Raw genomic sequence first — 26,614 nt, 5'->3', positions numbered from 1 at the left:
CGCCCTCCTCGGTCCCCGTGGGCGATGATCCATCGGTTCATGAGAGGTCTATACGTCCGCCGCCGCCGTCATCTCCCCGCGGTGGCGCGATGTACCTGCGGGTCAGCAAGGGCGAGCCTCGCTCACCAGCGGCGCACCTCCGCGCCGAGGCCACGCACCTCGCCCGAGGCCGAGCACCTCGACGCCGGGGATCGGGGTGGGTGGGGAGGCGCGGCGGGGGGGTTCGACCCTGGGGGGGCTGGTCAGGGCGGGTTGCCGTCGGCGTCGCTCACGCAGAGCGGATACGGACGCCCGCGGGCGCTACTCGGCCGTTGCCGCGCCGGTGCGGCTCGCGCGCGTGGATTCGTCCATGTGGTCCATGAAGGCGCGGACGCGGCTCGTGCTGCGAAGGTCGGGCATGGTGAGCAGCCATACGTCCCGGCTGAAGCGCGGATCGACGGGCCCCACGCGCGTCAGCGCGGGATCCGCGTCGCCCTCGAAGCAGGCGAGGAAGTGCAGGCCGATGCCCGTGGCGACGGCCTCGCGCAGCACCATCGAGCTGACGTCCATGCGCATCGCGATCCGCGCGCCGGGGGCGTTGCGGGCCAGCCACTCGTCGAGCCAGCGCAGGTTCAGGCGCTCGTCCCAGTGGATCCAGGGGTAGTCGCCGTAGCCGGCGTCCGGGCCAAGCCGCTCGACCAGCGCGCGGCTGCCGTAGACCGCGAAGTCCACGCGCCCCACCTTGCGGCCCACGAGGTACTCCGGCGGCGAGCTCGTCATCCGGAGGGCGACGTCGGCCTCGCGCCGCGTGAGCGACACCTCGTCGTTGCTGGACGTGACGGTCAGCTCGACGCTCGGATAGCGGGCCAGGAACGACGCGAACGCGTCGCGGTACCTGCGAAACAGGATGTCCATGGTCGCCACGCGGAGGCTGCCCTGGAGCCGCACGTCTCGCCCGAGGACCCGTCCCTCGAGCGCGAGCACCTCGGCCTCCATCCGCTCGGCGACCTCGGCGATGTCCTGCCCCGCGCTCGTGGGCACGAACCCGTCCGGGGTCTGATCGAAGAGGCGCGCGCCCAGCGCCTGCTCGATCGCGCGTACCCGGCGTCCGACGGTCGTATGACTCGCGCCCAGGCTCTCGGCGGCGCGGCTCAGGGTTCGGTCGCGCGCGATCGCGAGCACATATCGAAGGTCGTCCCAGTCCACCTCTGCATTTTCGCACAGCGCGTGAACGGAATCGACGCTGGCCCGCGCGGCCCCGCACGCCCACCCTGGCTCCGCCGGCGCTCGCGCGCCGAGCCCACGGAGCACCATGGACACCGCCCTCCAGATCACCGACCACGCGTCCCGCATCCACACACCGGCGCCCTCGACCTACGCCAGGATCACGGGCCTGGCCTATCTGCTCGCGATCGTGCCCCCGGTCCTCAACCTCGTCTTGATCCAGCCTCACCTCGTCCAGGCGGGGGACGTCGCCGGGACGGCCGCCAGGATCGCGAGCCACCCGACGCTCTTCCGCCTCGGCCTCGCGCTGGACCTCGTGATGTTCGCGGCCGTCCTGCTCTTGTCGGCCGCGCACTACGCGGTCCTCGCGCCGGTCGACAGGAACCTCTCGCTCGTCGCGCTCGTGTTCCGCGCCTCGGAGGGCGTCCTGGGGTGCGTCACGGTGCTCGCCGGGGCCTTCGTCGCCGTGCTGGCGGAAGGCCGCACCGCGCTCGACGCCACGCAGGCCGCCGCGCAGATCGACCTGCTCCTGAGAGTCCGCGCGGTCGGCATGGACTACCTGCTGGTCCTGATGTGCCTGGGCGCGATCCCCTTCTGCTGGCTCTTCTACACGTCGCGCTACGTCCCGCAGCGCCTGTCCGGCTTCGGGATCGTGTGTTACACGCTGATCCTCCTGGGGTCGCTCACGAACATCCTCATGCCGCAGTACGCCAGCTACACGGTGCTGGCCTTCGCGCCAGGGACGCTCTTCGAGCTCACGATCGGCGTCTGGCTCCTGCTCCGGGGCGTGAGCGTCCCCTCCAGAGCTAGCTCGTGAGCCGATCCGACATGATGGTGCGTTTCGACGAGCTCGAGCGCGCGCGCTCTCGCCTAACGAGGTGCGCTCGTGACCGACGAGTCGCCCGACCGAAAGCCCGAGGGGTAGCGCCGCCCGCTCCTGTGGGTGCCCGGCCTCCTGTTCGTCGAGGTCGACGCGTACTCCGACCCGCCATGGCAGGGCCCCCTGCGCCTCGACCCGCGCGCCGGGCCAGTTGTCGAGGACGTTGAAATGACCTTTGTAGCATTGCCAAAGCTTTCGGTGCCGCTGCTGGATTTTCATCTTGGCGGTGGACGACTCATTTCACTGGTGAAGGTGAACGACATGGGATTCGCTTACAGCGCACCCAAGTTGGCAAACCTATGCTTGAGTGAATGTTTTGATGCACCCGAAAATCGACTCGGCGGCGCGGTTTCCTTTCCGAAAGATTTCTCCCCTGCCAACCAGGCGGGAATCATGAGCCATCCCTTTAGGCTATTGAATTGCGTCGCAGTAGAGGCAGGCGATGACTTGACGCCAATCAGCCCAGTCGAGTTACAAGGATTGACGCGTGTGTGTGTCGAGCGAAAGCTCAAGACCAAGAAGGGAAGGCCTGTCGATCCACGAGACTTGGATGCGACTCCAGGCGTTTTCATGATTGATAGTAGTTCGCCGACGATTCACTCCGCCGCAGAAGTACACGCGGAAGGAATGATGCGGATCGGGCTTGTTCGGTTTAGCGGGACATATCGACAAGGGTCAGAAGGTCTCGATGATGCGGTCCTCATCGGACGCGTCCTGAACATGTTCTGCGCCATGATCGATCCAGACGGCATGATCGTTGATATGTCTGATCTCGACTATCGATACGGCAATGACTTGCACGTAGCGACCTACAAGTTCCATGGCGCACGATCGCCGATCGTCGTTGTTGTCAAACCGCACCAGTTGGATGCTTACCGAGACGCCGGCATCAATTGCATCGGATCTGATGGGTCCGCGGCAATGGGGTTGGCCGTAGAACGAGCCACGGAATGGGCTCGTGGTCGCGTAGCGCCATGACCCGGGTCTGGCAATCAATGCACCGAACTCGAGCCGCTCACCCCTTGTACGCGGGATGCGGATGAGGTTTGACATCGTGGGCAGGTCGTGGCGAGGATCGGCCGTAGAAATGGCGGCAGTGGTTGCGAGCCAGATGGCCGATGGCGCCGCCGATCATCATGAAGTCGCCCGGCAGTACGTGCGAGAGGAAACGGGAGGCGTAGCGCGGCGGTTGCAATAGCGGGATCTATTCGGGGTGAGGCCTTGCCTTTTGTCTCTGGAATGGTCAGAGTTTCTGCGCGTTGATTCCCCGGCGCGATCGGCAAGCCCTCAGCACTGCCCGGAACCGCCGGCTGCTTGAAGCTCACGGCCAAGCACGGCGACCCGCAACTCGGCATCGACGTCCTGGGCGGCACGTTATGAGACCTGGGGGCAGGCGAGGATTCTGCTCAACGAGATCGACAGTCCAATTCGGCTGCAGGGGCACCTAGGACAAATAAACCAGGATTTCCGCCTCCTCGGGGGCGTAGCACGCATCTCGCGCGGCGCTCAACCGTGTCCTTCCACACCGGCGGCCCGCTGACCAGCCCGAGCAGAAGCCGGTCACCCCATCAACTTGCCCCGCAGCCCCGCCTCATGCAGCCCCCACAACCCGCGATGTTCAGGGTGAAAACCGCTCCGTGGTGTCCATCCAACCTTTATGATCTCAACGGTGGAGACCTGGACGGAGCGCCCCGCCAACACCGACGTCGAAGCGGTCGTTTGCCGCTACTTCAGTCTGCTCCGAGCTGGGAAGATCCCTGAAGCCGAACAGCTCGTCGATCACCCACCGGTCGGGCACGTGCTCAAGTCCCTATGGCTCGGCTCGGTCGGAGCGAGCGCCGATGCGGACGAGGCGAATTGCAGTCCTGCTGCCGACGACTGGGAGCAGGACCTGTCCTGGCTCCGCGAACTCGATCTCGGGGACTTCAGCTGGGGCCACACCGGCAGCCATCTCTACGTCGAGGTCACCTACCGCGCACAGACGATCGAGGTGGCATTGGGCTTCTGGGTCAAGCCTACCGATGCCGGCTGGGTCCTCGCAGGACCCTCCACCCTCTGGTAGAACACACGAAACCGCCGCGGCACCAGGCGACCTCTTTCCTGACGCCCACGACCGATGCTCATCGGACGCATGATGGGCGCAGAACAGCTGCACAGAGGCTGTGCCTCAGCGCGGAAACGGCAGCGAGAGCTGGCCCCTCGGCGCTCTCGGCCTCCTCGGCGGCCCGCGTGCGGAGAGCCCAGCTCGAGCCAGTCCCTCTGCGATCGTCTCCGGCGTGAGCGCCACCGCCCGCCAGCGCATCTTGCCCGAGCATTCAGGACACACCGTCACGTCAATCGCAAACACATGCCGCAAAAGCCACGCCCACGGCTTGCGGCGCATCTCGCCCGCGTCGAAACCCGATGGAGCCTCCATCTGCCCGAACAGCGATGGCTGCTCAATACCTGGTGTCTTCAACGTCGCAGGGGCTGGCTCCATCGCCAGGGCCGAGGGGCGCAGAGAGCCCACGACGTGCCTGCGCAGCGCCGCATTCGGGGCGAGCACTCCATGAAATCGGATCATGTGAAATCGTGGCGGCGGTATCATCGCGCATACTCTCGCTAGAAGCTCGTGCGGTTCGAAAACGACGAATCGTGTCCCATCGCGCCACGCCTTCTTCAACTCATAGCGCAGCTTCCCGGTCGTCGGCCACGCCGCGTCGAGCGGCATCTTCGGCCTGCTGCTCTGAGCCCGCAGCGGCTAGGATGGGGCCATGACCCATCCCATCGCGCTCCAGGGCTTTGACCACATCGTGCTGCGCATCCGCGACAAGGCGCGGATGGTCGGCTTCTACACCGAGGTGCTCGGCTGCTCCGTCGACTGGGACCGGCCTGAGCTCGGCCTCACCCACCTGCGCGCCGGCCGCGAGATGATCGACCTCGTCACCCTCGACGGTCCGCTGGGCCGAATGGGTGGCGCGGGCCCGCAGCTGGAGGGCCGCAACCTCGACCATTTCTGCCTGCAGGTCGCGCCGTTCGACGAGGCGGCGATCCGCGCCCACCTGGCCCGTCACGGCGTCGAGGTCACCGAGTCCGGCCAGCGCTACGGCGCGCTCGGCGAAGGCCTCTCGATCTATCTGCGGGACCCCGAGGGCAACACGGTCGAACTGAAGGGCCCGCCCGCTAGCTAGTGCCCCCCGCCTGGAGGCGGGGCGGCGCGCGGCCGGGGCGAGATCCAGACGATCGACGCGGCGAAGATGAACAACAGCATGGAGACCAGGAACAGGTGATTGGTCGCCAGCATGACCGCCTGCACCTGCACCATGCGCTCGATCTGACCCACCGCCTGATCCGGCGTCAGCCCCTTCGCGCTCATGGCATCGATGGTCGCAGGGACATCGTTGAGGTGTCCGACCAACTGGGCCCGCTTCTCGTTCGCGGTGTTGTCCCACAGGGTGGTCATCAGCGAGGTCGCGAACGCGCCCGCGCAGGTGCGCAGGAAATTCGAGAGCCCAGCCGCCGAGGCGGTCTCCTCAGGCTTGACGGCGGCACCTAGGACAACGCCTTCTTCAACTCATAGGCAGCTTCCCGCCGGCGATCTCGACGAGCCGTTCCTGTGCAATCGGCGGCCGGGCCAGATACCGGCACAGCCTCTCCCTTCGACATTTGGGGCTCCGGATCGCCTTCGGCGTCCTTCGCCCCAAGCCCCGCGGTGGCAATCGCGGCCATCGATCACCGCGCCCGCGTGAATGTCGAAGCCCATCACCACGGAAACACGCTCACCGTCGCGCGGTCGATCGCCCTCCACCATCCGAAGCGCGGGACGCACGAGCTGCCACACCATAACAAGCGACGAGCGCTGGATCGAAATCGTCCACCGTACTCCCCTCGTCCCAGAGCCCATCCACAGCTCGGCCGCGCTTCTTCAGCGCGGCGACGACTCGCTTGGCCGTGCGCTCGGCAATGTCGAACACTTCGTCTGCCGTGGGCGCCGGGAGCGCGCGGAAGACAGGCTCTCCCATCGAATCATCCTCCCGCACATAGACCCCGTCCAGCGCGAGCGTGTGTACATGCACGTTGAGACGGAGCGCCGAGTCGAAGCGCTGGATGAACGTCACCGCCCCGGGAAACGCACGATCGACGCTTGCAAGCCCGAAGAGGCGCTTCGCTCGCCTTCGCAGCGAACGCAAGAGCTCCTCCACACATGCATTCACCAAGACGCACCGGTTGCCAAGGCGGGCGACTAGAAGTGCGTGCCGCCGTCGATGCGCACCTCGGTGCCCGTGATGAACCGGCCGTCGTCGCTCGCGAGCATCGCGACGACGCCCGCCACGGTCTCGGGGCCCGCGAAGCCCTGACCGAGCGCGGGCCGGAGCTTCATGAAGAGGCTCATGTCGGCATCCTCGGGGAGACCCGGGCCACGGCTCTGACCGCTCTGACCGGAGCCGTCGGTCATGCCCGACGAGATCGATCCCGGCTGCACGGCGGTGAAGCGGATGCCCTGCTTCGCGTACTCGGCCGCGAGCGCGTGGGTCATCGACTGCACGCCGCCCTTGCTCGCGGCGTAGGCGGCCATGTACGGGTGCGCGAACATCGCCGACGTCGAGCTGAAGTTGACAACGGCGGAGCCGTTGCCCTCGAGGAGGGCGGGGATCGCCTCGCGGATGACGAGGAACGTGCCGACGAGGTTCACGCGGACGATCTGCTCGAAGGCGTCGAGCGTGGTCTCGTGGGTGTGCGAGGAGCGCAGGATGCCGGCGGCGTTGACGAGCGCGTCGAGTCCGCCGAGCCAGGCGACGGCGTCGGCGACGCCCTCGCGGACGGACGACTCGTCGGCGATGTTCACGACGACCGTGTGCAGGCGCTCGGCCGCGTCGCCGGCCTTCGCGACCGTGTCGGCGAGGCCGGCTTCGCTCACGTCGGCGGCGACGACGCGGCCGCCCTCGGCGAGCATCCGCAGCACGGTGGCCTGCCCGATGCCCGATCCCCCACCCGTGACGAGTGCCCGGCGACCCTCATAGCGATTCATGTTGCTCCTTCGCTCGCTGTTGACGATACGATACGTCTGTGTGGCACGTTGTGCCAGAGTGTCCTCTCTGTGCATTTCCTGGGCGGGCCTCGTACGCTTCCAGAGTTGGAACGCCAGGCACCTAGGACAAATAAACCAGGATTTCCGCCTCCTCGGGGGGGCGTGAGCGCCACCGGCTCCAGCGCATCTTGCCCGAGCATTCAGGACACACCGTCACGTCAATCGCAAACACATGCCGCAAAAGCCACGCCCACGGCTTGCGGCGCATCTCGCCCGCGTCGAAACCCGATGGAGCCTCCATCTGCCCGAACAGCGATGGCTGCTCAATGCCTGGTGTCGTAAACGTCGCAGGGGCTGGTTCCATCGCCAGGGCCGAGGGGCGCAGAGAGCCCACGATATGCCTGCGGGCGGCGACGGCCAAGCTCGACGCGGAGACGGAGGCGCTCAAGGCGAAGCGCGCGCGGGCACAGGAGGAGAAGTCGGGGGAGCGGTCCGGCGAGTGAGGAGCGCGGGGGGCGTCGGAGGTCGACAAAGGCGCTCGTCATTCAAGGAAGATCTCGTGATCGCGCTGCACGCTGACGCGAACCTCCGCGAAGAACGCGTCGGGGAGCATGACCGAGCTCAGAATGCGGTAGCGGTTCGTTCCAGCCAATGGAGGCTCGAAGTGGTTGCCGAACTCGGTATATGCGCCCGGCTTCGGGAAAAACCTGCATTCTGGGCTCGTGAGGGGACCGCCGGGAATCCACTTGCCTTCCTTGACTCCGCCGCCGACGAACGCCCAATCCCCGACGACGATGTTCCACGCGTACACGCGGAATTGCATCTCCGCCACATTGCACAGATCTTCACGAATCGGCGTCGATTTCTCGGCATGAAATTGAAAGGACGACTCATAATCGAGCGGCGGCGTGCTGGTCGAGGGCACGGAGACCTCGACGACGTAGCTGTTGCAGCCATGGAGGGTGCCCGCCACGCCGGTGTTGTACGACGGGCCCCTGCTCGTCGAGGACTTCTCCGTTTCACCGGCAAGGAGGCTCAACGTCGCGTCCGGCGCGCCGGACAAGCATCTCCTCGTCTGCGCGTCGGACTGGGCCGTCCCCCCCTCGCTCGTATCCCCATCCTCGGCCTCGGATACGCCGCCGTCCCCTGCACAAGCGCCGAGCATGATTACGAGGGACGCGATAGCGACAGACGCGGCGTACCCGACCGGTGCATGCATCGGAGCCCTGGGGAATGCCCTTCGAGAGGTCGGCCCATCCTGCATGTTCGTGGTCCCTTTCTCGGCGCGTCCTCGCGTATGCATCGCAATGGGCGTACCAGCTCCCACGTGCCCTCCCCGGCTCACGATGGGCGGAATGTGCACCTGGCCGCACACCCGACGCCCGCCATCCCGTAGCACCTCGACCCTGCGCCACGAGCCACCCCCCGGGACCGACGGGCTTCTCCGACATGCCCGCCGCGCCACCCGTCGCCACCAGCGACCACATCCGACCAGCGCCGCGCCCCGCGTCGAGCCACGAGCCAGATCATCGGATCAACGTGCATGGGAAGGAACGTGCCTGCGCGAGCTTCTCGGACCTGCTCGAACAGCCGCGGCCACCCTACGCCGAGCAGGTCCGATCTACCCGAACCACCCGAGCCCACCCCCTCCGAGCAGGTCCGAGAAGCTCGGCACAGGCGGACATCGGCGCGGGCGAGGTTCTCGGATCTCGTCGTACGGGGCGGCGAGCGTGTGTTCGAGCAGGTCGGAGAAGCTCGCCGGGCAAAGCAGCGGCGGCGGGGAGCAGGTCCGATCTACCCGAACCACCCGAGCTCACCCCCTTCGAGCAGGTCAGAGAAGCTCGGCACAGGCGGACATCGGCGCGGGCGAGGTTCTCGGATCTCGTCGTACGGGGCGGCCGGCATGTGTTCGAGCAGGTCGGAGAAGCTCGCCGGGCGGAGCGGCGGCGGCGGGGAGCAGGTCCGAGGAGGTGCGGGGTGGCGGACGTCGCCTGTCCGGCGAGGGCAAGGTTCTCGAACGCGGCGTGGATCTTCCGGGGGGAGGTCCGTCACTCTTCCTGACCGAGAGGGAAGACATCCTTTCCGGTCAGTCCCTTCCAGCATCGCTCGGCCAATGCGAGTATCTCCGGGGCCGCCTGCATCGCCTCGCGACTGTCCAAGCCCGGTTGAAGGAGAAGGCGGATGCGCTTGACGCGGTCGAGGTTCTCCGCAGTGAACTCCGCGTCTCCGGCGTAGATCTTGCCAGCCGCGTGAAGGGGGATCATCTGCTCGTATGCCTTCTCGAAGGCGTCGAGCAGTTCGAGGACCCTTTCACGATTCGCGACGACGTACGCCCATGCGGCGACGAACTGAAGCATTTGTGCGCCGCTGTAGAAATCGGCAACTTTATCTGCGTCAGTCATTCGATCCCCCTAGTGGCTTCCCGAGTATGAACAAAACTTCGGCAACGGAGTACCGAACGGCCAATAACAGTCGTCTCCGTTGGGGTAATGATATCCACACATGAACCCTATGGGTAAAGTGTTGCACGAAAACAGCTCGCCATACCCGGGGTCGGATTTGTACGGATGCACAGCGAGTGGCACGCACCCGATCCCTTTCGCAATGCACCTCTCCGAGCACGTACCTCCCCAGTCCGGCTTCAAGCAAAAGACCTTCAGACCGGCTTCGTACGCGTCCTCCTCGACCGGGCGGCTCTCCCCCTCGTCAGTTGCGTTGCATTCGAGTTGCTTGCTGGAGCCCTCCGGCTCCGGCGGCGTCTCCCCGTAGCCCCCAACCCCGCTCGGAAGAATCACACCACCGCCTACGCCGGCCCCTTCCCCGAGCTGATCGCGCGTATAACACTCTCCAACGGTATAGTTACACGCAGCAAAACCCCAGATACCAAGGATCGCGACACAACCAAGACTTCTCACCGAGCTCATTTCGCCCCCCATCGAAGCACGGGACCTGCGACCACCATTGCTGCCATGCCGCCAGGGAGCACGAGGCTCCTTCCACCCACCCAGTCAACCGCGGCACTCACGGACACGCCCAGCGGGCCGACGAAGTAAACGTCCGCCTGCGCGCGGGCGCCTGGCGCTACACCCGCCACGCGGCCACACAACGTGACACCACACGCCGGCATGGAGTAAACCGAAAGAGAGGGGCCAAGGCTGAAGTCGCCTAGCTTCGAGCTGTAGCCAATGGCGGCAGATATGTGATTGTAGACGCCAACGCCGAGTCTGTTGCTCGCAGGCAAGATACTGCACACCTCGTCCGTCGCGAGCATGAGGCCGCTCGTCGTTCGCCACGACATGCGCGCGTGGGGACTGACCGCGAGCCGCGGGTCTGCGCCCACCAGGATCCCTCCCAAGCTCACGCCGCCGCTGAGCTCGAATGCGTGTGCCCGTCCCGGTGCTGCAAGGAGCACGGAGGCGTACAGAAGAGCGGAGCAGAACAGCCCGAGCGACCGCACTCCCCCCCACCCGCCCCCCTTCGCCCTACCCCCGCACCTCGACCCGCTCCGGCTCCAGCGTCACCCCCAGGTACGCGAGCGCCTCACCGGGATCCGTGAACACCCCCGTCGGCCGCTCGTCCGCGCGCACTTGCCGCGTCACCTGCAGGATCCCCACCGCCGTCTGCACCAGCGTCGCGATCTTCTGGAACTCTCGCAGAAAGTGCTTCCGCAATCGCCCGAACTCCGCCTCGAAGTCGGGGTCGTTCCGCGGCAGCGCCGGGCGCGCGTCGATGAGCAACATCGTCCGCGGTCGCGAGACGTAGCCGATCGCCATCTCCATTTCGAGGAACGTCTCCCGCATCGTCTCGATGCTGGGATAAGGCGCGCTCGTTCGCGTCACGATCAGGAGCTTTCGAGTCACGTCGTGCCGCACGATCATGTACGGATTGCGGTAGACCTCCTTGGGCCCGACGCGACTCGAAGGGACGATCGTCACGGCTCCGCCTCTCGCGTGCACGTGACCATGTGCAGCGAGGTGCCTTCGAGGAGCTGCACCTCGACCGAGCGGCCGAAGCGCGTCCGGGCGACGAGCGCGCGGATCGCCGGCGCATCACGCGGGATGACGCTCCACTCGAGCAGGTGCTCCATCATCGGTAGATCCGTGAGGTCCGGGCCGAGCGCCGTCCACACCGCCGTCCCCGAAGGCGCAAGGCGGCCCCACATCCAGTCGAGTAGCGCCACCGCGTCGTCGTCCGAGAGGTAGTCGAAGAAGCAGAGCGCGTAGACCATGTGCTGCGGTCCGAGGAAGATCTCCGAGCCCGAGCCCGAGAGGCTCAAAGGCTCCGCGCAAAGGAACGTCATCGACGAGGCGTGGCCCGCCTCCGATGCCTGGTGGTTGCCACGGCGAAGCGCGTCCGGATCCGGGTCGATGCACGTCGCCGCGAGGGCGCCCTCGTCCGCCTCGTCCATCGCGTCGAGCAGCTCGTCGCCGCCGCCGCTGCCGATGCTCGTCACCTGGAAGGGGCCCGCGCCCGTGTGCTCCGCAGCGCGACGGACGATCTCGGCGACCATGGCCTTGCGGCTCTCGCGGCGCGCACGGCAGACGGCGCGGTCGAGGAACCAGCGGTCGACGAGCGGACCGATGAGGCCGTCGCCCTCGGCGTCCGCGTCGGCGATCGCGCGGCGCGTCCCGTCGTCCTCGGCGACGCCGCCGGGTTTGTCGTAGACGCGCGCGATCGTCGCGCTCGACATGAGCAGCGCGAAGCAGATGCGGAAGACGAAGCTGCCGACGCCCTCGCGCAGGCGGCTGATGTCCCGGAACGTGAGAAGGTCGTCGACGCTGATCGCGAGCAGCGCCTTCTCCGTGGTGTGCTGTTCGAGCAGGGCGACCACACGATCGCACGCAGACGCGACCACGCGCGCCGCCGCGTCCACCGTGGTCCTGCGTGCCGCGAGCGACTCTTCGACGCGCTGGACTTCCTTCAAGACGGTCGTGAGGCCGTCGATCAGGCTCGAAGGGACGTGCCGCGCCGAGAGCTGGCCGTAACGCGCCTTGTGCGAGCGCTGGCCGCGGAGCTTCGTGAGGCTGCCGCTGAGCGCGCGCACGCGACGGGACAAACTCACCGCGAGCGAGCGGTAGAAGCGCGCCGCGAGGTCGGGGTGCGCGGAGAGAAGCGCCTCGAGGTCGGCGTTGTCGATGCGGTTGAGAACAGCGTCGCCCTCGGCGACGACGGTGGCGCTCGCGCTGCGTCGTTCGAGGAAGGAGATCTCGCCGAGGATCTGACCCGGGCCGAAGTAGCCGACGGTGACACCGCCCGCGCGGACCGAGATGAAGCCTTCTTGCACGAGGAAGATCGCCTCGGGGCTCTGGCCCTCTCGGACGATGGTCTCACCCCGCACGACGTGCCGCCTCTGGCTCGATCGGAGCAGGAGCTCGATGTCCTGATCCCCCAGGAAACTCAGCTTGTCACGGAGCATGCGTCGGACCTCCATCCCCCACGGTCGCCTTGCGGAAATCGAACGCCGCCGGGATGCCGGCAAGGCCGTTCTCGATGACTCTCTCCCATGCTTCGAGCCCAAACCGATAGAGCGCGTCGCGGCTCTCCGGCACACGGCGCTCGACGGAGTTCATCATCATGTTCATCCCTCGGAGCAGCGGCGTGACATGGCGCCACGACGTGCGCGGATACGCGAGCGCGTTCGCCAGGTCCTCGCCGACGAGGTGCCGCGACAGACCGTAGAGCAGATCCACGAGCCGCTGCGCCACCGCCTTCTGCGCCGGGTTCTTCGCGAGCTCGAGCGGCGCCTCCATGAGCGCCTTGACGAGCGCGCGCGAGTCGTCGTCCGGCGGATCCATCACCGCGTGGATGAGCCGGATGAGGCGCAAGCCCTCGGCCTCGGTGGCCGCGCAGATCTTCGAGTCGACACCGCTGAGCAAGCCGCCGTAACGCCAGAGCTGCACGATGTCGTCACGCTCGGCCTGCGGGACCTCGTAGCCGAGCTTCGAGAGTCCCTCGATGAGGACCGACGAGAAGAGCACGTTCGTCCCGGCCATGTACGCCTGGTTCACGGGCAAACCCCAGCGCTCGTAGGGCCAGGACTTGCGCTGCAGGAGGAGCCTGCGCACCTGCGCGTGCATGAGCCGGACGCGGATCGTGATCTTGAAGCCCGCGGCGCCACGACGAAGGCCGCCGGGGCGGCACGTCTCGACGAGGAAGCGCGCCGTCTCGGTGAGCCTGCGCGAGGCACGCTGGACGAGGCGACCCGAGGCCGTGAGGGGCTTGCTGCCATCCGGCGAGGCATAGGAGAGCGGGAGCGAGTAACAGGCGAGGACGACCGCGCCGAGAGGGCCGGTGCGTAAGATGGCGCGGCCGCCACGGTCGAGTTTGTCCCAGTCGAGCCAGAGCGGGATCTCGTCGACCTGCCGGAAGAACTGCACGAACGCGCGCGGCGGGCGGCGGACGCTCGCGATGCCCTCGTCGAGCGCCTGCTGCAGCATGCGGTTCGCCTGCGCGGGGCGGAGCTCGTTCAGCACGGCGACGAGTTCGTCCGCGGGCGGGTCGCCACGCATGAGGAACGGGCCGAACGAGTCGACGGCCTCGCCAAAGCGCTCGCGCGCCGCCGTTCGATCGACGTACCAGGTAGGCACGCGCGGCACGGCCGCGTCTTCAGGGATATCGGGGTGCAGCCTGGGGCTGTCGGTGCTCATGGCCGCCTCTCCTCCCCGACTCCTACCACGCCGGGCGGACGCCACGAAATGCCCAAAGACACGTCATTGCCTCTTGACACGAGGCCGCTCGCCCGCGGTCAACGGATCGAGCGCGGAGGCCGCACCGGCTCGTCGTGCGAGGAGCCCGGGGAGGAGCCGGTGGCCGAGGACGAGGCGCCGGAAGAGGTCTGCGAGACCGGCGGGGTCGCGGTGGACACGGGCGCAGCCATCGTGGACGAGCTGGAGGTCGACGACGGCTTCATGCCCTGCCGCAAGGCGCGGTGGTAGGCGAGCGTGAATTCCTGTCGATCGGTATAGACCGTGAGCATCCCCCCGAGCGCAAGGTTCGCGATCGAGACGCCCATGCTGACGATCTTCGAGCGGACGAGGATGTGGCTGCCCACGATCTTGCCGCGAATCCAGAAGATCCAATCCGTCAGCTTGAGGCGGGCGTCGGAGTCGTACCCGGAGAGGTCCCACCAGTCGTTGAAGATGATGGGTTTCACGCCTTGCCCGATCAGCTTGTCGATGGGCTGCGTGATTTTACTGACGATCTCTTTCTCGAGGTAGCCGCTGACCTGCTCGTAGACGACGTCGTCGACAGCCTTGATGCGTAGCTCCCCCCGGCTCCAGCGGATGTGCTCTTCCGCACTGGAGTGGGCTCTCGGAGGAACTGCCGGGGGCATGCGCCACTGATACCGGAATCCAAGATGAAAGGCCAGCGCCGGCCAGCGTGCCAGGTAGAACCCTCGGTGTTTCAGCACGGACCCGATGCGGCCCGGGCACGAACCCGACGCGGGAGGAGATCAACGACAGAGCATTGGTCTCATCGCGAGGCGTCGCGCCGGGGCGCTGCCCCGGGCCCCGCGGGGGCTGTTCGCCCCTCGACCCGAACCAGGGCAAGCCCTGGACCAGTTGGGGAAGAACTGCGCGATGCGCAGTTCTTCCCACAGGCCGGTGGTTGGCAGGATCGTCGTCGGTCTTGACCTGGCCTGTTCGATGAACTGCGCATCGCGCAGTTCATCGACCCCGAGTCCAGCGCTTGCGCTGGTCCGGGTGCAGGGGCGGACAGCCCCTGCTGGGGTCTGGGGCAAAGCCCCAGCGCAGCGCCTACTAGCGAGGGCTGGAGATGGGCGAACTGTCCGGCATGGCCTCGATGATCCGGCGGCGGCTGGCGCGGAGGAGGCGGCCCATGCCGGGCTCGATGTTGGGGATCGCCGTGCCGATGAGCCGCGCCCGCTCGGCGAGACGCACGAGGCCCTCCGGTCCGATGCGCAGGCGCGCCTTCGGCTCGATCACGCAGAGCATGCCCCGCGTGCGTCCCGCCGCGTCGAGCACCGGCGCTGCCGCGAAGCCCCGCACGAGCCCCTCCGTCACCGAGACGTCGCCCTGGAAAAACGGGTGCGCGAACGCGTCCGCCACGACGAGCGTCTCCCCCGACCCGAGCACGTGCCGGCCAATCCCCCCGAGTACCGGCCACCTGCGCGGATCCATCCCCACCGCCGAGACGAGGACGCGGCCCTCCCCCTGGGCCACGATCGCAAGCGCCACCGACGCGTGCAGCTCCTCCGCCGCCGACCGGACGAACCAGTCGAGGCGCGGATCCTTCGGGCCCTCCTGCATCGAGCGGACGGAGTTCACCTGCGTCGAGAGCGCCGCCTCCGAGAGCGGCGCCGGCAGCTCCGCGCCCTTCAGCAGGGCCTCGGCGACGACGCGCAGCGTGTCCGCCGAGGCGTTCCGCGGCAGGATCGCGTGGATGCCGAGGTGCTCGCGCAGCGCGCCGGCGAAGGCGCGGAGCTCGGGGAACGGCGAGGTGACGATGACCTTCGCGCCACGACCGCTGATGCGCGCGCGCAGCCAGTCGAGGACCTCGAATCCGTCGACGACGGGGAGCGACAAGGAGGTGACGAGCAGCGCCGGGGTCCCGAAGCGGCGGAGGAGCCAGATGGCGCGCTCTCCGTCCTGCGCGACGAGGGGGACGAGGCCGAGGGCGTCGACGACGGCGACCTGGGCGGCAGAGAGGGCTGGATCGGGTTCGGCGACGAGGGCGAATGCGGACATGACGTACCTCCTCCGGGGGGCGGGGGGTTCAGGGGATTCGCCACCAAGGTAAACAATTGTCGTGCCACCGCATAGGTGCAGTCGGGAGGCGCCCGATTGAGCAGAGGGCGCGCGAAGCTGGCGCGTGTCGCGCAAAGATCGCGCGCCGAACGTCCGTCCCGCGCGCGTTGCGCTGATGCCTGGACGCTGCACTGATGTCCGCGGACCTCGCGCGTCTTGCGTTCACGAAAGGTCCTGCGCGAAAAGGGGACGCACGTTCTCGGGTCCCTCGTTGCGGGGGTTGTTGACGCGGGTGGAGACGGGCGTGACCACAAGGTCGTCCCCGATGCGCGCCTGTACCATCGCCTGCAGGACATCCGCTCGTTGCTCGTCAGGATCGAGCCAGGAGCCGTAGGCGTCCGGGGCGAGGATGACGGGCATGCGATCGTGAACGTCCGCCACGGCCGCGCGGGCCTCGGCCGTGAGGACGGTGAAGGTATCGAGCGTGCTGCCCTCGGCGTTCTTCCAGCGCGCCCAGAGGCCGGCGAAGGCGAACGGCTTCTCGTCGGGCATGTGGATGCGGCAGGGCTGCTTCTTGCCGGTGCCGAGTTTTTTCCACTCGTAGAAGCCGTCCGTGACGACGAGGCAACGCTTCGACTTGAAGCTCGACCGGTACGCGGGCTTCTCGGCGGCGGTCTCGACCCGGGCGTTGATCATGCGATCGCCGATCGAGAGATCCTTGGCCCACGAAGGAACGAGCCCCCAGCGCGCGAGCTCGAGCGTGCGCGGCGCGCCGGGCGAGAGGACACGCACGATGGGCACGTCCTGCGTGGGCGACACATTGAAGCGCGGCGAGAGGAGCGGGATGTCGAGGACCCCGAAAAGGGGCCCGAGCAAGTTCGGCGCGACGTTCGTCAGGGTGTATCGACCACACATGGGAACATCCGAAACTTCGGGAAGCAGCGGAGCCTGCGTACGCGGCGAACGGGTCTCGCGAGACGCACGCGCCTCGGGCCGTTCGTACCACATCGAGGGGCGCCCGTGGGGAGGAGGATGCAAGCGTCCGCGGGGGGAGGCGTGTTGACAAGGAGGCGAGCGGCGGCGACGATGCCGCGGCCGATGGCGATCCACGCGCTCTCCCGTGACGATTTGCTGGTCCTCGTCGACGGTTTCCTCGATGCGTTCAACCGGGGAGACCTCGACGCCGTGATGCAGCATTTCACGGAAGATGCGCTCTACGTGACGTACGACGGTAAGGAGCACCGGGGCAAGGGGCGGATCCGCGCCGCATTCGAGCCGCAATTCCGGGGGGAGTTCGGCCGGATTTCATTCATCACGGAGGACCGGCTGCTCGACGAGGAGGCCGGGAAGGCAATGGTGCGCTGGACCTGTCGGCACGAGCTCGAAGGAGGCCAGACAGCGCTGCCCGGGCTCGCCGAGGTGCGCAACCTCCTGTTCCGCGGGGTGTATGGGCGCGTGTTCGCGTGGCAGGGGCTCGACGTGCTGCATTTCGAGGGGGGCAAGGTGCGGGAGAAGCGAACGTTTTCGCACGCGCACGTGCCGCTCGGGCACGGGGCGAGGTAGCAAAAACCCCTAGGACCCGGGCGCCGCTTTCGCTACCGTCGGCGCGCTTCCCTGATGCTGGGACGACTCGACCGACCGTCTCTCCTCGCCGCGGCCCTCGCGCTCGGGGCCTGTACACGCCCGGCGCCCACGCCCGCCCACGCGAAGGCCGGTCCAAAGGAAGCGCCGTCCCTCGGGCTCGACGCGCCGCTCGTGGGCGGGGCGCGGCTGTTTCATACGGCGGTCGACGAGTCGTTCTGGGTGTCGCACGAGGCGGACCGGGACCGGCTGGTGTCGGCGGGCGTGCGGTTCGAGCTCGCGCCCGACAGCGGCGAGGTGCTTTCGGCGGCGTGGGACGTGGATCTGTCGCTGAAGAGTGATCCGCTCGTCGGGTCGCTCGCCGTGGCGCCGCACCTCGGCGGCGGGTTCGTCCACTGGAGCCGCGCGCGGGTGTTTCGGTCGGACACGTTCACAGGGCCACTCCGGCCGGTCGCGCTCGGCGGCGCGCTCGGGGTCGGGGCCGTGCGCGGGGCGAGGAGCGGGCTCGACGCGGTGCTCGTGTTCGGCGAGGCGGGGACGGCAGCGCTGCGGAAAGGGAGTGACGCGCTGGAAGCGGCGAGCGAGGCAGGGCTCGCGGACTTCGCGGCGCTCGATGGGAAACGCGCGGTGCGCGTGGACTACCTCGGCCGGCTCGCCTCGACGGGGGACGGGGGAGCGACGTGGAATGATGCGGCGGGCGTCGCGGGCCTCGGGAGCAAGACGTTCCTGGTGCAGCCGGGCGCGCTCGCGGTGGAGACGTGGCAAGGGCGGCTGCCGCTCGGCGCGGACGGGCGGTTCGGGCCGATGGATGGGGCGCAGCACGGATCGTCGCACGGGCGCGGGTTCGAGCCGATCTTGCCAGGATCTCGGGCGGACGATCGGAACGCGTGGTGGATCTGGCGGGATACGCCGCCGATCCAGGCCGCGGTGCTCGGCGGGGCGAGGGTCGCGGCGGGGCGCGCGCTGGCGGTGAACCCGTCGGCCGTGGGCGAGGTGGATCTCGCGCGGGGCACGCTCCTCCGCACGGTGACGGATTTTCCGCAGCCGGGGCTCATGTGCTCGGCGGTGGCGGGGCCCGAGGCGCCGCTCGTCGTGTGCGGCTGGGAGATGTACCAGGACACGAGCTCGTACGTGATGAGCCTGCGGGACGGGGCATTTCCGCCGGTCCTGGAGCGGGCCTTCAGCGACGACGGGTATTTCGTGGCCGACGACGCGGGCGCGCTCGCGTTCGTGGGGTCGTGCAAGTTCACGCCGCGGATGCTCGATATGAACGATCCGTCGCGCATGGATCTCGGCAGCGAGATCCGGCCGGCGACGCGGATCTGCGTGCGGCGAGGGGCGGACGAATGGGTCGAGCACACGATCGAGCTGCCGCCCGGGCAGGAGGTGTACGGCTGGGCGCCGCGGCGGGACGGGACGGCGGTGGCGCTGGTCATCGATCCACGCTTGGAGGGTTTGCCCGAGCCGAAGGTCGACGAGCCACGCGTGGTCGCGCAGGGCGGCGTGCGGATCGTGCGGGTGCCGGCCGAGGTCTCCGGCATGGTGTTCTCGCGGCCCTCGTTCAATCCGTACGGCATGTATTCGGGCGGCATGCGTGGGCCGCTCGGGCCGCTCGTCGAGCGGCGGTTCCAGGTGCGCGAGGACGGCTCGGTCGAGGGCTGGCTGGTGTCGCCGAACGGGGGCGAGGTGGGCGGGGTGTTCACCGGCGTCGTCGTGGATCCACGCGGGCGGGTGACGGCGTTCGCCCCGCCGCCGCGGGTCCTCGGCATGATCACGACCGGCGACTTCGGCGTGGCGCTCACGCGGGACGGCGATCTGTACGAGACGCTCGATCACGGCCGGAGCTATCGAGCGGCGGGGCGGTCGCCGCTGCCGCCCGCGGCGTTCGGCGGCTTCTGCTCGCCACTCGGGTGCGCGATCGGGCCGGTGACGCGCCTCGGCTGGGGATCGACCGGCGCGGCGCCGGTGGTGTACCCGGCCAAACCCTACGAGGAGCCGGAGGTGAAGGCGCCGGTGCGGCTCGCCTGCACGCCGGCCGGCACGCCGGAGGTCGTCCCGGAGGCCGCGCTCGTGCCGGACAAGGGCAAGTTGTCGTGGCAAACGGGGCTCGGCGACCTGGTGACGCTCGTGCGCGAGGTGGAGAATACGCCCGAGGAGGCCGTTCCGGCGGGGCCGTCGGCCGATCTCTTGCAAGCGCTGCCGCCGGAGGTCCTCGCGCAGCTCCCGAAGGACGCGCTGCAGGCCTTGATGAAAGGCGCGCAGCAGGCCGGACAGGCTCCGCCGGCGTCCCCCGGAAAAACGCCGGGGAAAACGCCGCCTCGAAAGGCCAGCGCGGCGCCACTCCGCACGCATTCGCTCATGATGCGGATGCCGTTCGAGCCGGGCGCGCCGCCGCTCAGGATCGACGCGACGGGCGCGGAGCTCGAGGAAGCGCGGCGCGTGGTGGTGACGCCGCTGCTCGCGCCGAGAGGGGACGTCGCGCTGCTGTTCGTGACCGACAGGAACGAGGTCGTGGTAACGAACGAGCGCACGACGACGCTGCCACTCTTCGAGCCACGGCGCTACGCGATGAGCGAGAACTCCGTCGGCGCCGGGCTTCTGCTCGGGCCGGAGCGCGTGCTCGTGCTGGGCGAGACCCGCCGGCGCATGACGTTCGAGGAGCACGGGCAGGCGCCGACGAGGCCGCCGGTCTTCATGGGCCAGGAGCGCGACAGCGGCGGGCGAAGGCCGGTGACGCTGGCGCGGCGGGACGATGGGGCGATCGGGATCTTGCTCTGGGACGGGAGCCCGCCGCACGTGATCGCAGTCGCGGAGCTCGATCCGGCCACGCAGAGCCCACGGCCGCGCACGGCGCTCGCGCCATGGTCGACCGCGACGCCGGCCGACGATCCACGCTGCAAGAAGGCCAAGGGCTGGCGCGCGCTCGTGCCGATGGAGCCCTCGTGGTGGCTCGGGATGGATACACGCGCGCTGCCGGGCATCTCCCTGCGCGCGGCAGGCGCGGCGCTCCTGCGCTGGACGGAGGAGCGGGTGTGCGTGGAGGCGCTCGACCTCGGAGCCGAGCGGCGGCCCGACGACATCACGCGCAGCGAGGGAAGCCTGGTCGTGCGGTGGGAGGCTTCGGGCTCGAAACGCCGCGGCGCCGTGCTCCAGGCAGGCGGGCTTCGGCAAGCGCTCGACTGCAAGCTCGAGCCGGCGCCGGAGGAGCGAGCCCGATGAAGCGCGCCGCCCTCACGTCGGCCTGCGCGCTCGTCGTGGCCGCGGCGAGCTGCACGCAGGCGCGGCCCGAACCGATCACGCCGCCGTCCAGGGAGAAGGCGCGTGCGGCGGAGAAGGCGTCGCCATCGGCTTCGACGCTGGGTCCGCCGCGCTGGGTCGTGCCGATGGCGACAGATTGGATCGAGCGGACCGAGGCCGGCGTCGATCGGTCGCTCGCGAGCGGTCGCCGGGTCGAGTCGCGCGGCGCCGACGTGATCGCGACGGCCAAGGACACGGCGGAGTTCGACGGAGCGACCGCGGCCCCTTCGTGGACCGTCGCGCCGGCGGCGCCCGCGCGGTACGTGCTCTTTCGGGAGCGCGAGGTGTTCGGCGCGGCCGAATGGCTCGGCGAGGCGCGTTCGCTCGGGAAGCTGCCTGCGGCCGTGCAACGCACGTTCGACTGGGTCGACGGCACGGGGCTCGTCACGGCAGCCGGCGTGTTCGTGGTGTCGCCCGCAGGCGGGCCGCCCCGGAAGCTCGACCTGCCCGGGTTTGCCATCGGGCTCGCGGCAGACGCGCGCCGCGCGCTCGTGCTCACGGTGTTCGGGCATGCGCGCCTCACGATGGACGGCGGCGCGACGTTCCGCGACGTGTCGGCCGAGCTTCCGGACGCGACGGAGATCGAGGTCCGGGGCGAGGATCTGCACGTGCTGCTCCGGGGCGAGGAGAGCCGTCTCGTCGACGCGCGCGGGAGCATCGTGTCGGATCGTGCTCCGCAGGGCCCGACGCGCCACGCGCCGCCGCCCGACCTCGACGATCGCTGGCCCGAGGAATCCGCCGTGTCGGCCCTCGACGCGGCGGCCGCGTACGGGCTGCGCTGGCTCGAAGGGGACGCCCTCACGGTCACGGAGGGCGCCGTCGCGCGCGTCGACCTGCGCACGGGCCGGGCAACCGCGCTGCTCTCGATCGAAACGGGCGACGACACGTGCATGCCGCTCCGCGTGAAGGACGGCGCGCTGCTCGTCTGCGAGTCGCCGAGCCGCGCCACCGTGCTCGATCTGGCGAGCGGCGGGCGCATCGAGCGCACGTTCGATCTGCCGGACGCGCCGAGCTGGGATCGGTTCGTGGTCGCGGACGGCGAGGCGCTCGGCTTCGTCGGCCCGTGCGAGGGCCCCGCGCCGGGCTCGCCTGCCGACGTCGTCGCCTCGGCCTCGCCGACGAACGCCTCGAACCAGCGCAGCCCGGTTTTCTGCGTGCGGAAAAGCCCGGGCGTGTGGGTCGAGCACACGCTCGCGCCGGCCGACGCGAGCGACGTCGTCGCCTGGATTCCCCGGGCCGAGGGCGCCGCCGTGGCCCTCGTGGCCATCCCCGGCACGTTCCTCCACGGCGCGCCCCGCGTCACCGTGCGCGGCTCACTCCGCGTCGTGCGCGTGGCCCGCAACGAGCCGCCGCTCGACATCACCACGTATTCCTCCTCGACGACCGCGCTGCTCACCCGCGCGCTCCACGTCACGCCCGACGGCACGATCGAAGGCTGGCTCCCCTCGGGGCACGGCCCTTCGAGCCTCGCGGCCGTCACCATCGACCCCGAGGGCCGCCCGCGGCAGCACCCCCTTCCGGCGCAGACCGTCAGCATCGCGACCTCGGGCCGCTTCGGCCTCGCTCGCACCGAGACCGAGCGCCTGTTCGAGACCACCGACCATGGCCGCACCTTCCGCCCCATCGCGCCCCCGCCGAGCGGTGGATCGTCCGAGCCCATGTCGTGCAGCGAGATCGGCTGCCAGGTCGGCACGTTCGTGCGGATCGGCTGGAACGACGGGTCCGAGCCGGCGCTCGAGGACACGACCCCGCCAAAGCCGAACCCCGACTACCAGCGCCCGATCCCCGAGCCCCCGCTCGTGCGCCTCGCCTGCCGGTACGCCGGCCCGAGTGAGGGCAAACGGATCCCCGATTCGTTTGGTCTCGGCTACACGAAAACGCCGATCGCTCGCGCGGCGCCCGGCCGGATCGGCTTCACGGGCGGGATGCTCATCCCCCTGAACGGCCCGCAGCCCGCGGGCATGACGGGCGACGCCGAGATCGCGTACGTGCCCCTGCTCGACCTCGCGGCGCCGATCACCCGCGCCACGATCCCGCTCTCGCACCTCGGCCCGACGCCGTTCCACCCGTACGAGATCCGGCTCGGCTACGTGCTCGACGGCGCGAAGGTGCGCGCCGTGGCCACCTCGGGCCTCGGCCGTTGCGCCGCCCCGCTCGTCGACGACGCCGGCCTGACCATCCCCATCGGCGGGTGCGTCGATGATCCCACGGTGGGCGTCGTGCACGGGAGCCGCGTCCTGCTCGTGACGGGGAGCGGCGGCGATCAGGCCGTCTCCGCCGTGGAGCTCCCGAAAACGACGCGCACGCCCGGCCGCGCCGTTCTCTCCGGCGCGCGACGCGAGCTCGGTTTGCTTTATCCGCCCGAAGGCGCGGGCCGCTTCGACCTCGCCGCCGGCCTGCGCGGGCAGGACCCGGTCGTCATCGCCGTCGACGCGGGCGGCGAGGCCGTGCTCGCGCCGCTCGACCCGGATCGAGGCACGCTCGGCCCCGAGAAGCGCCTCGCGTCTCTCGCGGACCTCGCCGCCGCCTCGGATCCTCGCTGCGCGCCCGAGCCCGACGACGCCCGCGTGGTCCTGCCCTTCGACACGAAGATCGGCCTCGCCCAGGGCTCGCTCCTCGGCGTCACGGCGAGCGGCACGGCGGGGTTCGCCGTCCTGCGCTGGTCGCCTTCGCGCGTGTGCCTCGAAGCCGTGGAGCTCGCGGTCCGCGACGATCGCCACGAGCCCGAGCTCGGCTACTACGACCCGCCGGGCACGGTCCGCAAGGTCGTCGCTCGCTTCGAGGGCAAGGGGCCCGGCAAGGGCACGCTCGTGGTCCTCGGCTTCGGCGCCGAGGTCCGCCAGCCGCTCACCTGCGAAGGCATCGTCCGATGAAGAAACGCGCCTTCCCCCGGGCCGCGTCCGTCGCCCTCGTCGCCCTCGTCGCCCTCGCCGCCTGTTCCGCGAAGCCCGAGCGCCCAGGCGCCTCCGCCCCGCCGCCCTCGCCGCTGCGCCCGAAGCCCACCGCCGCGCCCGAGCCCCTCCTCGGCCCGGCCCGGTACGTCCTCGCCGAGGGCGTCGGCGTCTCCTTCGACGAGGCCGGCCGCGACTCCGCCTTGCCGCGCCGCGAGCCCGCCCTCGCGTCCGGCCATCGCTTCCTGCTCGACGGGGGCCTGGTCCTCGCCGAGGCGCCTGGCCCCGAGGCTTTGTACGGCTTCCGCTCCCTGCCGGCGCGCCTCGGCGGCGGATACGTCTTCTGGTCCGACGCGCGCACCTACCGCGCCGACACCTTCCTCGGCGAGCTCCGCCCCATCGCCCAGATCGCGGCCGAGGGCGGCGCGCGCCCCTGGCTCGACACCCTCGTCCTGCGCACCGACCTCGGCCTGCTCGAGCTCGACCCCCGCGCCGCCACCCCCGACCTCCGCCGCACCGACCTCGCCCGCTTCGCCGAGGCCTTCTCCCTCGACGGCAAGCACGGCGTCCGCCTCGACGCCTTCGGCCGCGCCGAGATCACCACCGACGGCGGCAAGACCTTCCGTGACCTCACCGCCGAGCGCAGCGTCCGCATCTTCGCCCTCGAGGAAGGCGAATCCGGAAAGCTCCTCCTGCTCACGGGCGCCGGCCGCCAGCCCACGCTCGCCCTCGACCCCGCCAAAGGCCTCGTCCCCGTCGCCGCCGACCCGCCGAACGACCTCGGCTGGGGCATGATGACGAGCCTCGCGGAGGATACGCTCCCCTCGAGCCGCCGCCTCGCCCCTCCCGAGCTCGCGACCGCCGTCTTCGCCGGGGCCCGCCTCCCGGGCGGCCGCGTCCTCGTCACCCGCGAGCAATCCGTTCGTGTCCTCGCCCTCGCCACGGGCCAGGTCCTCGACGACGCCCCCCTCACCAACGTCGCCGAACCCTACGCACATTGCCAGCCCATCCCCCGCGGCGCGGACGTCCTGCTCGCGTGCACCCATTCCCACGGCGCCCACGTCCTCGCCCTCCAGGACGACCCCTCCGCGCCGCGCCTCGAAGCCACCTTCCCCGAGCCGTCCACGTTCATCGCGGGCCAAGGCCCGCGTTTCGCCTTCACGGGCCGATGTGGCGCGCTCGTCCCCACGGCCGCCGATTTCCGGGGCGCCCCACCCGTGAACGACGCGCAACCGAAGCTTTTCGGGCCCAGCGAGTTCGAGCGCGAATTCACGACGCCCCCGGCAGACCCGCCCGAGCCGCTCGACCCGACCCCCGCCGACGAGGCCTACGTCTGCGTCCGCAGCGCCGACGGCGCCTGGACCGAGCGACGCCTCACCGGCGAAGACGCGACCCATCTGTACCGGTTCCTCCCCGGGGACGGCGGCACAGCCACCGCCCTGGTCTTCCGCAGCAAAGACACGAAAACAGCCTCCAAACCCGCGCCCGAAGGCATCCGCATCCTCCACGTCGACCCTGAGGATCCCGCCCTCGGCGGCGCCGCCTTCCCCGCCGCCCCGACGCCCATGGAGGAGCCGCCCTATCGCTCGATCGACCGCGATTTCTGGCTCGACGACAAAGACGGCTCCATCCACGGCTGGATCGTCCTCCCGCCCGAAGGCGAGTCCGCCGAGGATGCCGAACGCCCCGACCCCATCCCCCAGGGCCGCTCCGAGCGCATGCTCCCCGTCTCCACGCGCCTCGGCGGCCGCTTCGCCGGCGTCCACATCCATCCTGACGGCCGCGTCGAGGTCCATCCCCTCCCGCCCGGCGTCGTCGAAGTCATCCGCGGCGGCCCCTTCGCCCTCGCCCGCGCCGACAACGACGGCGCCGCCACCTACCACGAGAGCACCGACGGCGGCCGCACCTTCCGCCCCGTCGTCGCGCCCCCCGTCGGCGAGCTCAACGCCCCCTACGACGCGAACATGGTCCAGGGCTGCTCCGAGCTCGGCTGCGCCCTCGGCGACGGCGTCGTCCGCCTCGGCTGGGGAAGCCCCGCCCCCGCCGCCCCGCTGGACACACCTCCCGACATCGCCTCCGCCCCCGAGCCGCCCGTCAAGCGCCTCGGCTCGCTCCCCCTCCGCTGCCGCCTCGAACGACCCGGCGCCCCCGCGCCCCGCGGCGACAGCAAGGCCGACGCCGCCCCCCTCCCCGCCTCGCTCCGCACCCCGCCTGGTGTCGCCGTCGGCCTCGTCCGCGCAGGCAGCTTCACCGTCGACGTCGGCCTCCCTTTCGACCCGCGCCCTCCGCGCCGCGCCACCTTCAAGGCCCCGTCCCTCACCCGCGTCGAGGGCGCCATCGTCCCCGTCCTCCTCGCGACCGACGCCTCGCCCGTCGGCCTCTTCCTCCGGACCCCCGAGCTCCGCTTCGACCTCGGCCTCCCGGGCAGCCCGAGCCGCGACCCCGTTCCCCTCCAGCACAACGGCGTCTTCACCGCCGCCGCCGACCTCGGCCGCGGCGACCTCCTCACGCTCCAGGCCGGAGACGGCGAGCTCTTCCTCCTCCGCGGCGGCCTCCTCCGCCGCTTCACCCAGATGGCCCGCGTCCCCGACGTCACCCGCCATCGCCTCGGCCTCGCGCGCCGCCGCGGCGATGCCGCTTCCCCTCGGCTCGCTGTGAGCGCCGTCTCCGGCACTTCCGGCGACATCCTCCTCGCCGACCTCGACCTCGCCCGCGCGACCCTCGGCCCCGTACGCGCCGCCGGAAGCCTCACGAACCTCGACGCTTCCCCGGCTTGCCGTCCCGACCCCGACGCCTATCGCCTCCTCGCCGAGGTCCTCGTCGACGTGCAATTCGATCCGCCCGACCCCGACCACGACGCCCCGAGCCTCGGCGCCACGGCCCTCGTCGCCGTCTCGACCGGCCGCACCTGCCTGGAGGGCCTCGAAGTCCGTTTCCCCCGGAACAACACGACCCTCGTCGTCCGGTTCCCCTCGCCCGGCGCATCCCTCATCCGTGGGGCGGGACGCAGCGACGCGGCCGTTTGTTCGAGCCCGTGACCGGGGTT

Annotated in this window: 22 protein-coding genes; 9 read left to right on the top strand and 13 right to left on the bottom strand. The window is 69.8% G+C overall.

The genetic code is table 11. The features are described 5' to 3' along the window. Window positions 1-300 precede the first annotated feature (300 nt). Window positions 301-1,293: a LysR family transcriptional regulator gene (locus KEG38_RS18295; RefSeq protein ID WP_272420986.1), complete on the bottom strand. Its 993-nt coding sequence runs from the start codon at window positions 1,291-1,293 to the stop codon at window positions 301-303. Here KEG38_RS18295 and KEG38_RS18290 point away from each other — a divergent pair. The 3 genes from KEG38_RS18290 to KEG38_RS18280 all read left to right on the top strand — a co-directional run bounded on the left by KEG38_RS18290 (window position 1,292) and on the right by KEG38_RS18280 (window position 4,145). Beyond that, complete coding sequence (locus KEG38_RS18290) at window positions 1,292-2,020, top strand: DUF4386 domain-containing protein (protein ID WP_272420985.1); 729 nt, start codon at window positions 1,292-1,294, stop codon at window positions 2,018-2,020. The genes KEG38_RS18295 and KEG38_RS18290 overlap by 2 nt on opposite strands. Window positions 2,021-2,146: 126 nt before the next feature. Further along, on the top strand, window positions 2,147-3,061 hold the full coding sequence (locus KEG38_RS18285) for a hypothetical protein (RefSeq protein ID WP_272420984.1): 915 nt from the start codon (window positions 2,147-2,149) through the stop codon (window positions 3,059-3,061). Window positions 3,062-3,752: 691 nt separating this feature from the next. Beyond that, window positions 3,753-4,145, top strand: a complete 393-nt coding sequence (locus KEG38_RS18280; RefSeq protein WP_272420983.1) for a hypothetical protein — start codon at window positions 3,753-3,755, stop codon at window positions 4,143-4,145. Window positions 4,146-4,250: 105 nt separating this feature from the next. Here the strand turns inward: KEG38_RS18280 and KEG38_RS18275 are convergent, their stop codons facing one another. Beyond that, on the bottom strand, window positions 4,251-4,793 hold the full coding sequence (locus KEG38_RS18275; protein WP_272420982.1) for a transposase: 543 nt from the start codon (window positions 4,791-4,793) through the stop codon (window positions 4,251-4,253). 43 nt (window positions 4,794-4,836) lie between these two features. Between KEG38_RS18275 and KEG38_RS18270 the strand changes: the two genes are divergently transcribed. Beyond that, a complete protein-coding gene (locus KEG38_RS18270) occupies window positions 4,837-5,253 on the top strand; it encodes a VOC family protein (protein ID WP_272420981.1) in 417 nt (138 codons plus the stop codon). On the opposite strand, the gene KEG38_RS18265 is transcribed toward KEG38_RS18270, so the two are convergent. From KEG38_RS18265 to KEG38_RS18255, 3 genes are all read right to left on the bottom strand, one after another. Beyond that, entirely contained in the window at window positions 5,250-5,525 is a 276-nt protein-coding gene (locus KEG38_RS18265; RefSeq protein ID WP_272420980.1) for a hypothetical protein, read from the bottom strand. The two genes, KEG38_RS18270 and KEG38_RS18265, sit on opposite strands and share 4 nt — an antisense overlap. A 316-nt stretch (window positions 5,526-5,841) precedes the next feature. After that, window positions 5,842-6,279 (bottom strand): transposase, encoded by a 438-nt coding sequence (locus KEG38_RS18260; protein ID WP_276073218.1) that lies wholly within the window; start codon window positions 6,277-6,279, stop codon window positions 5,842-5,844. Between the two features lie 26 nt (window positions 6,280-6,305). Continuing rightward, a complete protein-coding gene (locus KEG38_RS18255) occupies window positions 6,306-7,091 on the bottom strand; it encodes an SDR family NAD(P)-dependent oxidoreductase (RefSeq protein WP_272420979.1) in 786 nt (261 codons plus the stop codon). A 326-nt stretch (window positions 7,092-7,417) separates the two neighbouring features. Here KEG38_RS18255 and KEG38_RS18250 point away from each other — a divergent pair, with 326 nt between their 5' ends. Next, window positions 7,418-7,594: a hypothetical protein gene (locus tag KEG38_RS18250; protein WP_272420978.1), complete on the top strand. Its 177-nt coding sequence runs from the start codon at window positions 7,418-7,420 to the stop codon at window positions 7,592-7,594. Between the two features lie 38 nt (window positions 7,595-7,632). On the opposite strand, the gene KEG38_RS18245 is transcribed toward KEG38_RS18250, so the two are convergent. The 8 genes from KEG38_RS18245 to KEG38_RS18210 all read right to left on the bottom strand — a co-directional run bounded on the left by KEG38_RS18245 (window position 7,633) and on the right by KEG38_RS18210 (window position 16,714). Continuing rightward, window positions 7,633-8,256 carry a hypothetical protein gene (locus tag KEG38_RS18245; protein ID WP_272420977.1) on the bottom strand — a complete coding sequence of 208 codons (624 nt, stop codon included), beginning with the start codon at window positions 8,254-8,256 and terminating at the stop codon, window positions 7,633-7,635. 883 nt (window positions 8,257-9,139) lie between these two features. Continuing rightward, on the bottom strand, window positions 9,140-9,493 hold the full coding sequence (locus tag KEG38_RS18240) for a hypothetical protein (protein ID WP_272420976.1): 354 nt from the start codon (window positions 9,491-9,493) through the stop codon (window positions 9,140-9,142). A gap of 1,080 nt (window positions 9,494-10,573) precedes the next feature. Next, on the bottom strand, window positions 10,574-11,026 hold the full coding sequence (locus tag KEG38_RS18235) for a hypothetical protein (protein WP_272420975.1): 453 nt from the start codon (window positions 11,024-11,026) through the stop codon (window positions 10,574-10,576). After that, entirely contained in the window at window positions 11,023-12,507 is a 1,485-nt protein-coding gene (locus KEG38_RS18230) for a cyclic nucleotide-binding domain-containing protein (RefSeq protein ID WP_272420974.1), read from the bottom strand. Before KEG38_RS18230 ends, KEG38_RS18235 begins: the two co-directional genes overlap by 4 nt. Next, window positions 12,497-13,738 (bottom strand): oxygenase MpaB family protein, encoded by a 1,242-nt coding sequence (locus KEG38_RS18225; RefSeq protein WP_272420973.1) that lies wholly within the window; start codon window positions 13,736-13,738, stop codon window positions 12,497-12,499. The genes KEG38_RS18230 and KEG38_RS18225 overlap by 11 nt, the downstream gene beginning before the upstream one ends. Window positions 13,739-13,836: 98 nt before the next feature. Further along, window positions 13,837-14,424 carry a hypothetical protein gene (locus KEG38_RS18220; RefSeq protein WP_272420972.1) on the bottom strand — a complete coding sequence of 196 codons (588 nt, stop codon included), beginning with the start codon at window positions 14,422-14,424 and terminating at the stop codon, window positions 13,837-13,839. 427 nt (window positions 14,425-14,851) lie between these two features. Continuing rightward, window positions 14,852-15,799 carry a response regulator gene (locus tag KEG38_RS18215; protein WP_272420971.1) on the bottom strand — a complete coding sequence of 316 codons (948 nt, stop codon included), beginning with the start codon at window positions 15,797-15,799 and terminating at the stop codon, window positions 14,852-14,854. Between the two features lie 222 nt (window positions 15,800-16,021). After that, on the bottom strand, window positions 16,022-16,714 hold the full coding sequence (locus KEG38_RS18210; RefSeq protein WP_272420970.1) for an SOS response-associated peptidase: 693 nt from the start codon (window positions 16,712-16,714) through the stop codon (window positions 16,022-16,024). Between the two features lie 144 nt (window positions 16,715-16,858). Between KEG38_RS18210 and KEG38_RS18205 the strand changes: the two genes are divergently transcribed. The 4 genes from KEG38_RS18205 to KEG38_RS18190 are packed head-to-tail and all read left to right on the top strand — an operon-like array spanning window position 16,859 to window position 26,606. Beyond that, entirely contained in the window at window positions 16,859-17,362 is a 504-nt protein-coding gene (locus KEG38_RS18205; protein WP_272420969.1) for a YybH family protein, read from the top strand. A 54-nt stretch (window positions 17,363-17,416) separates the two neighbouring features. Then, window positions 17,417-20,599 carry a hypothetical protein gene (locus tag KEG38_RS18200; RefSeq protein WP_272420968.1) on the top strand — a complete coding sequence of 1,061 codons (3,183 nt, stop codon included), beginning with the start codon at window positions 17,417-17,419 and terminating at the stop codon, window positions 20,597-20,599. Then, window positions 20,596-23,550: a hypothetical protein gene (locus KEG38_RS18195; RefSeq protein WP_272420967.1), complete on the top strand. Its 2,955-nt coding sequence runs from the start codon at window positions 20,596-20,598 to the stop codon at window positions 23,548-23,550. Before KEG38_RS18200 ends, KEG38_RS18195 begins: the two co-directional genes overlap by 4 nt. Then, window positions 23,547-26,606, top strand: coding sequence for a hypothetical protein (locus KEG38_RS18190; protein WP_272420966.1), 3,060 nt, complete (start codon window positions 23,547-23,549; stop codon window positions 26,604-26,606). Before KEG38_RS18195 ends, KEG38_RS18190 begins: the two co-directional genes overlap by 4 nt. The last annotated feature ends 8 nt before the right edge of the window (window positions 26,607-26,614 follow it).

Origin of the sequence: Polyangium jinanense, from assembly GCF_028435265.1 — a bacterium.
GTDB lineage: Bacteria > Myxococcota_A > Polyangia > Polyangiales > Polyangiaceae > Polyangium > Polyangium jinanense.
Note: the sequence above shows the minus strand (reverse complement) of the source record. Positions and strands in the feature narration are given on the sequence as shown.

Coding starts and splice junctions, on each gene's coding strand:
- KEG38_RS18290 (WP_272420985.1), top strand. CDS start 1,292: ATGGACACCGCCCTCCAGATCACCGACCACGCGTCCCGCATCCACACA.
- KEG38_RS18295 (WP_272420986.1), bottom strand. CDS start 1,293: ATGGTGCTCCGTGGGCTCGGCGCGCGAGCGCCGGCGGAGCCAGGGTGG.
- KEG38_RS18275 (WP_272420982.1), bottom strand. CDS start 4,793: ATGCCGCTCGACGCGGCGTGGCCGACGACCGGGAAGCTGCGCTATGAG.
- KEG38_RS18270 (WP_272420981.1), top strand. CDS start 4,837: ATGACCCATCCCATCGCGCTCCAGGGCTTTGACCACATCGTGCTGCGC.
- KEG38_RS18265 (WP_272420980.1), bottom strand. CDS start 5,525: ATGACCACCCTGTGGGACAACACCGCGAACGAGAAGCGGGCCCAGTTG.
- KEG38_RS18255 (WP_272420979.1), bottom strand. CDS start 7,091: ATGAATCGCTATGAGGGTCGCCGGGCACTCGTCACGGGTGGGGGATCG.
- KEG38_RS18250 (WP_272420978.1), top strand. CDS start 7,418: ATGCCTGGTGTCGTAAACGTCGCAGGGGCTGGTTCCATCGCCAGGGCC.
- KEG38_RS18245 (WP_272420977.1), bottom strand. CDS start 8,256: ATGCTCGGCGCTTGTGCAGGGGACGGCGGCGTATCCGAGGCCGAGGAT.
- KEG38_RS18240 (WP_272420976.1), bottom strand. CDS start 9,493: ATGACTGACGCAGATAAAGTTGCCGATTTCTACAGCGGCGCACAAATG.
- KEG38_RS18230 (WP_272420974.1), bottom strand. CDS start 12,507: ATGCTCCGTGACAAGCTGAGTTTCCTGGGGGATCAGGACATCGAGCTC.
- KEG38_RS18225 (WP_272420973.1), bottom strand. CDS start 13,738: ATGAGCACCGACAGCCCCAGGCTGCACCCCGATATCCCTGAAGACGCG.
- KEG38_RS18220 (WP_272420972.1), bottom strand. CDS start 14,424: ATGCCCCCGGCAGTTCCTCCGAGAGCCCACTCCAGTGCGGAAGAGCAC.
- KEG38_RS18215 (WP_272420971.1), bottom strand. CDS start 15,799: ATGTCCGCATTCGCCCTCGTCGCCGAACCCGATCCAGCCCTCTCTGCC.
- KEG38_RS18210 (WP_272420970.1), bottom strand. CDS start 16,714: ATGTGTGGTCGATACACCCTGACGAACGTCGCGCCGAACTTGCTCGGG.
- KEG38_RS18200 (WP_272420968.1), top strand. CDS start 17,417: ATGCTGGGACGACTCGACCGACCGTCTCTCCTCGCCGCGGCCCTCGCG.
- KEG38_RS18195 (WP_272420967.1), top strand. CDS start 20,596: ATGAAGCGCGCCGCCCTCACGTCGGCCTGCGCGCTCGTCGTGGCCGCG.
- KEG38_RS18190 (WP_272420966.1), top strand. CDS start 23,547: ATGAAGAAACGCGCCTTCCCCCGGGCCGCGTCCGTCGCCCTCGTCGCC.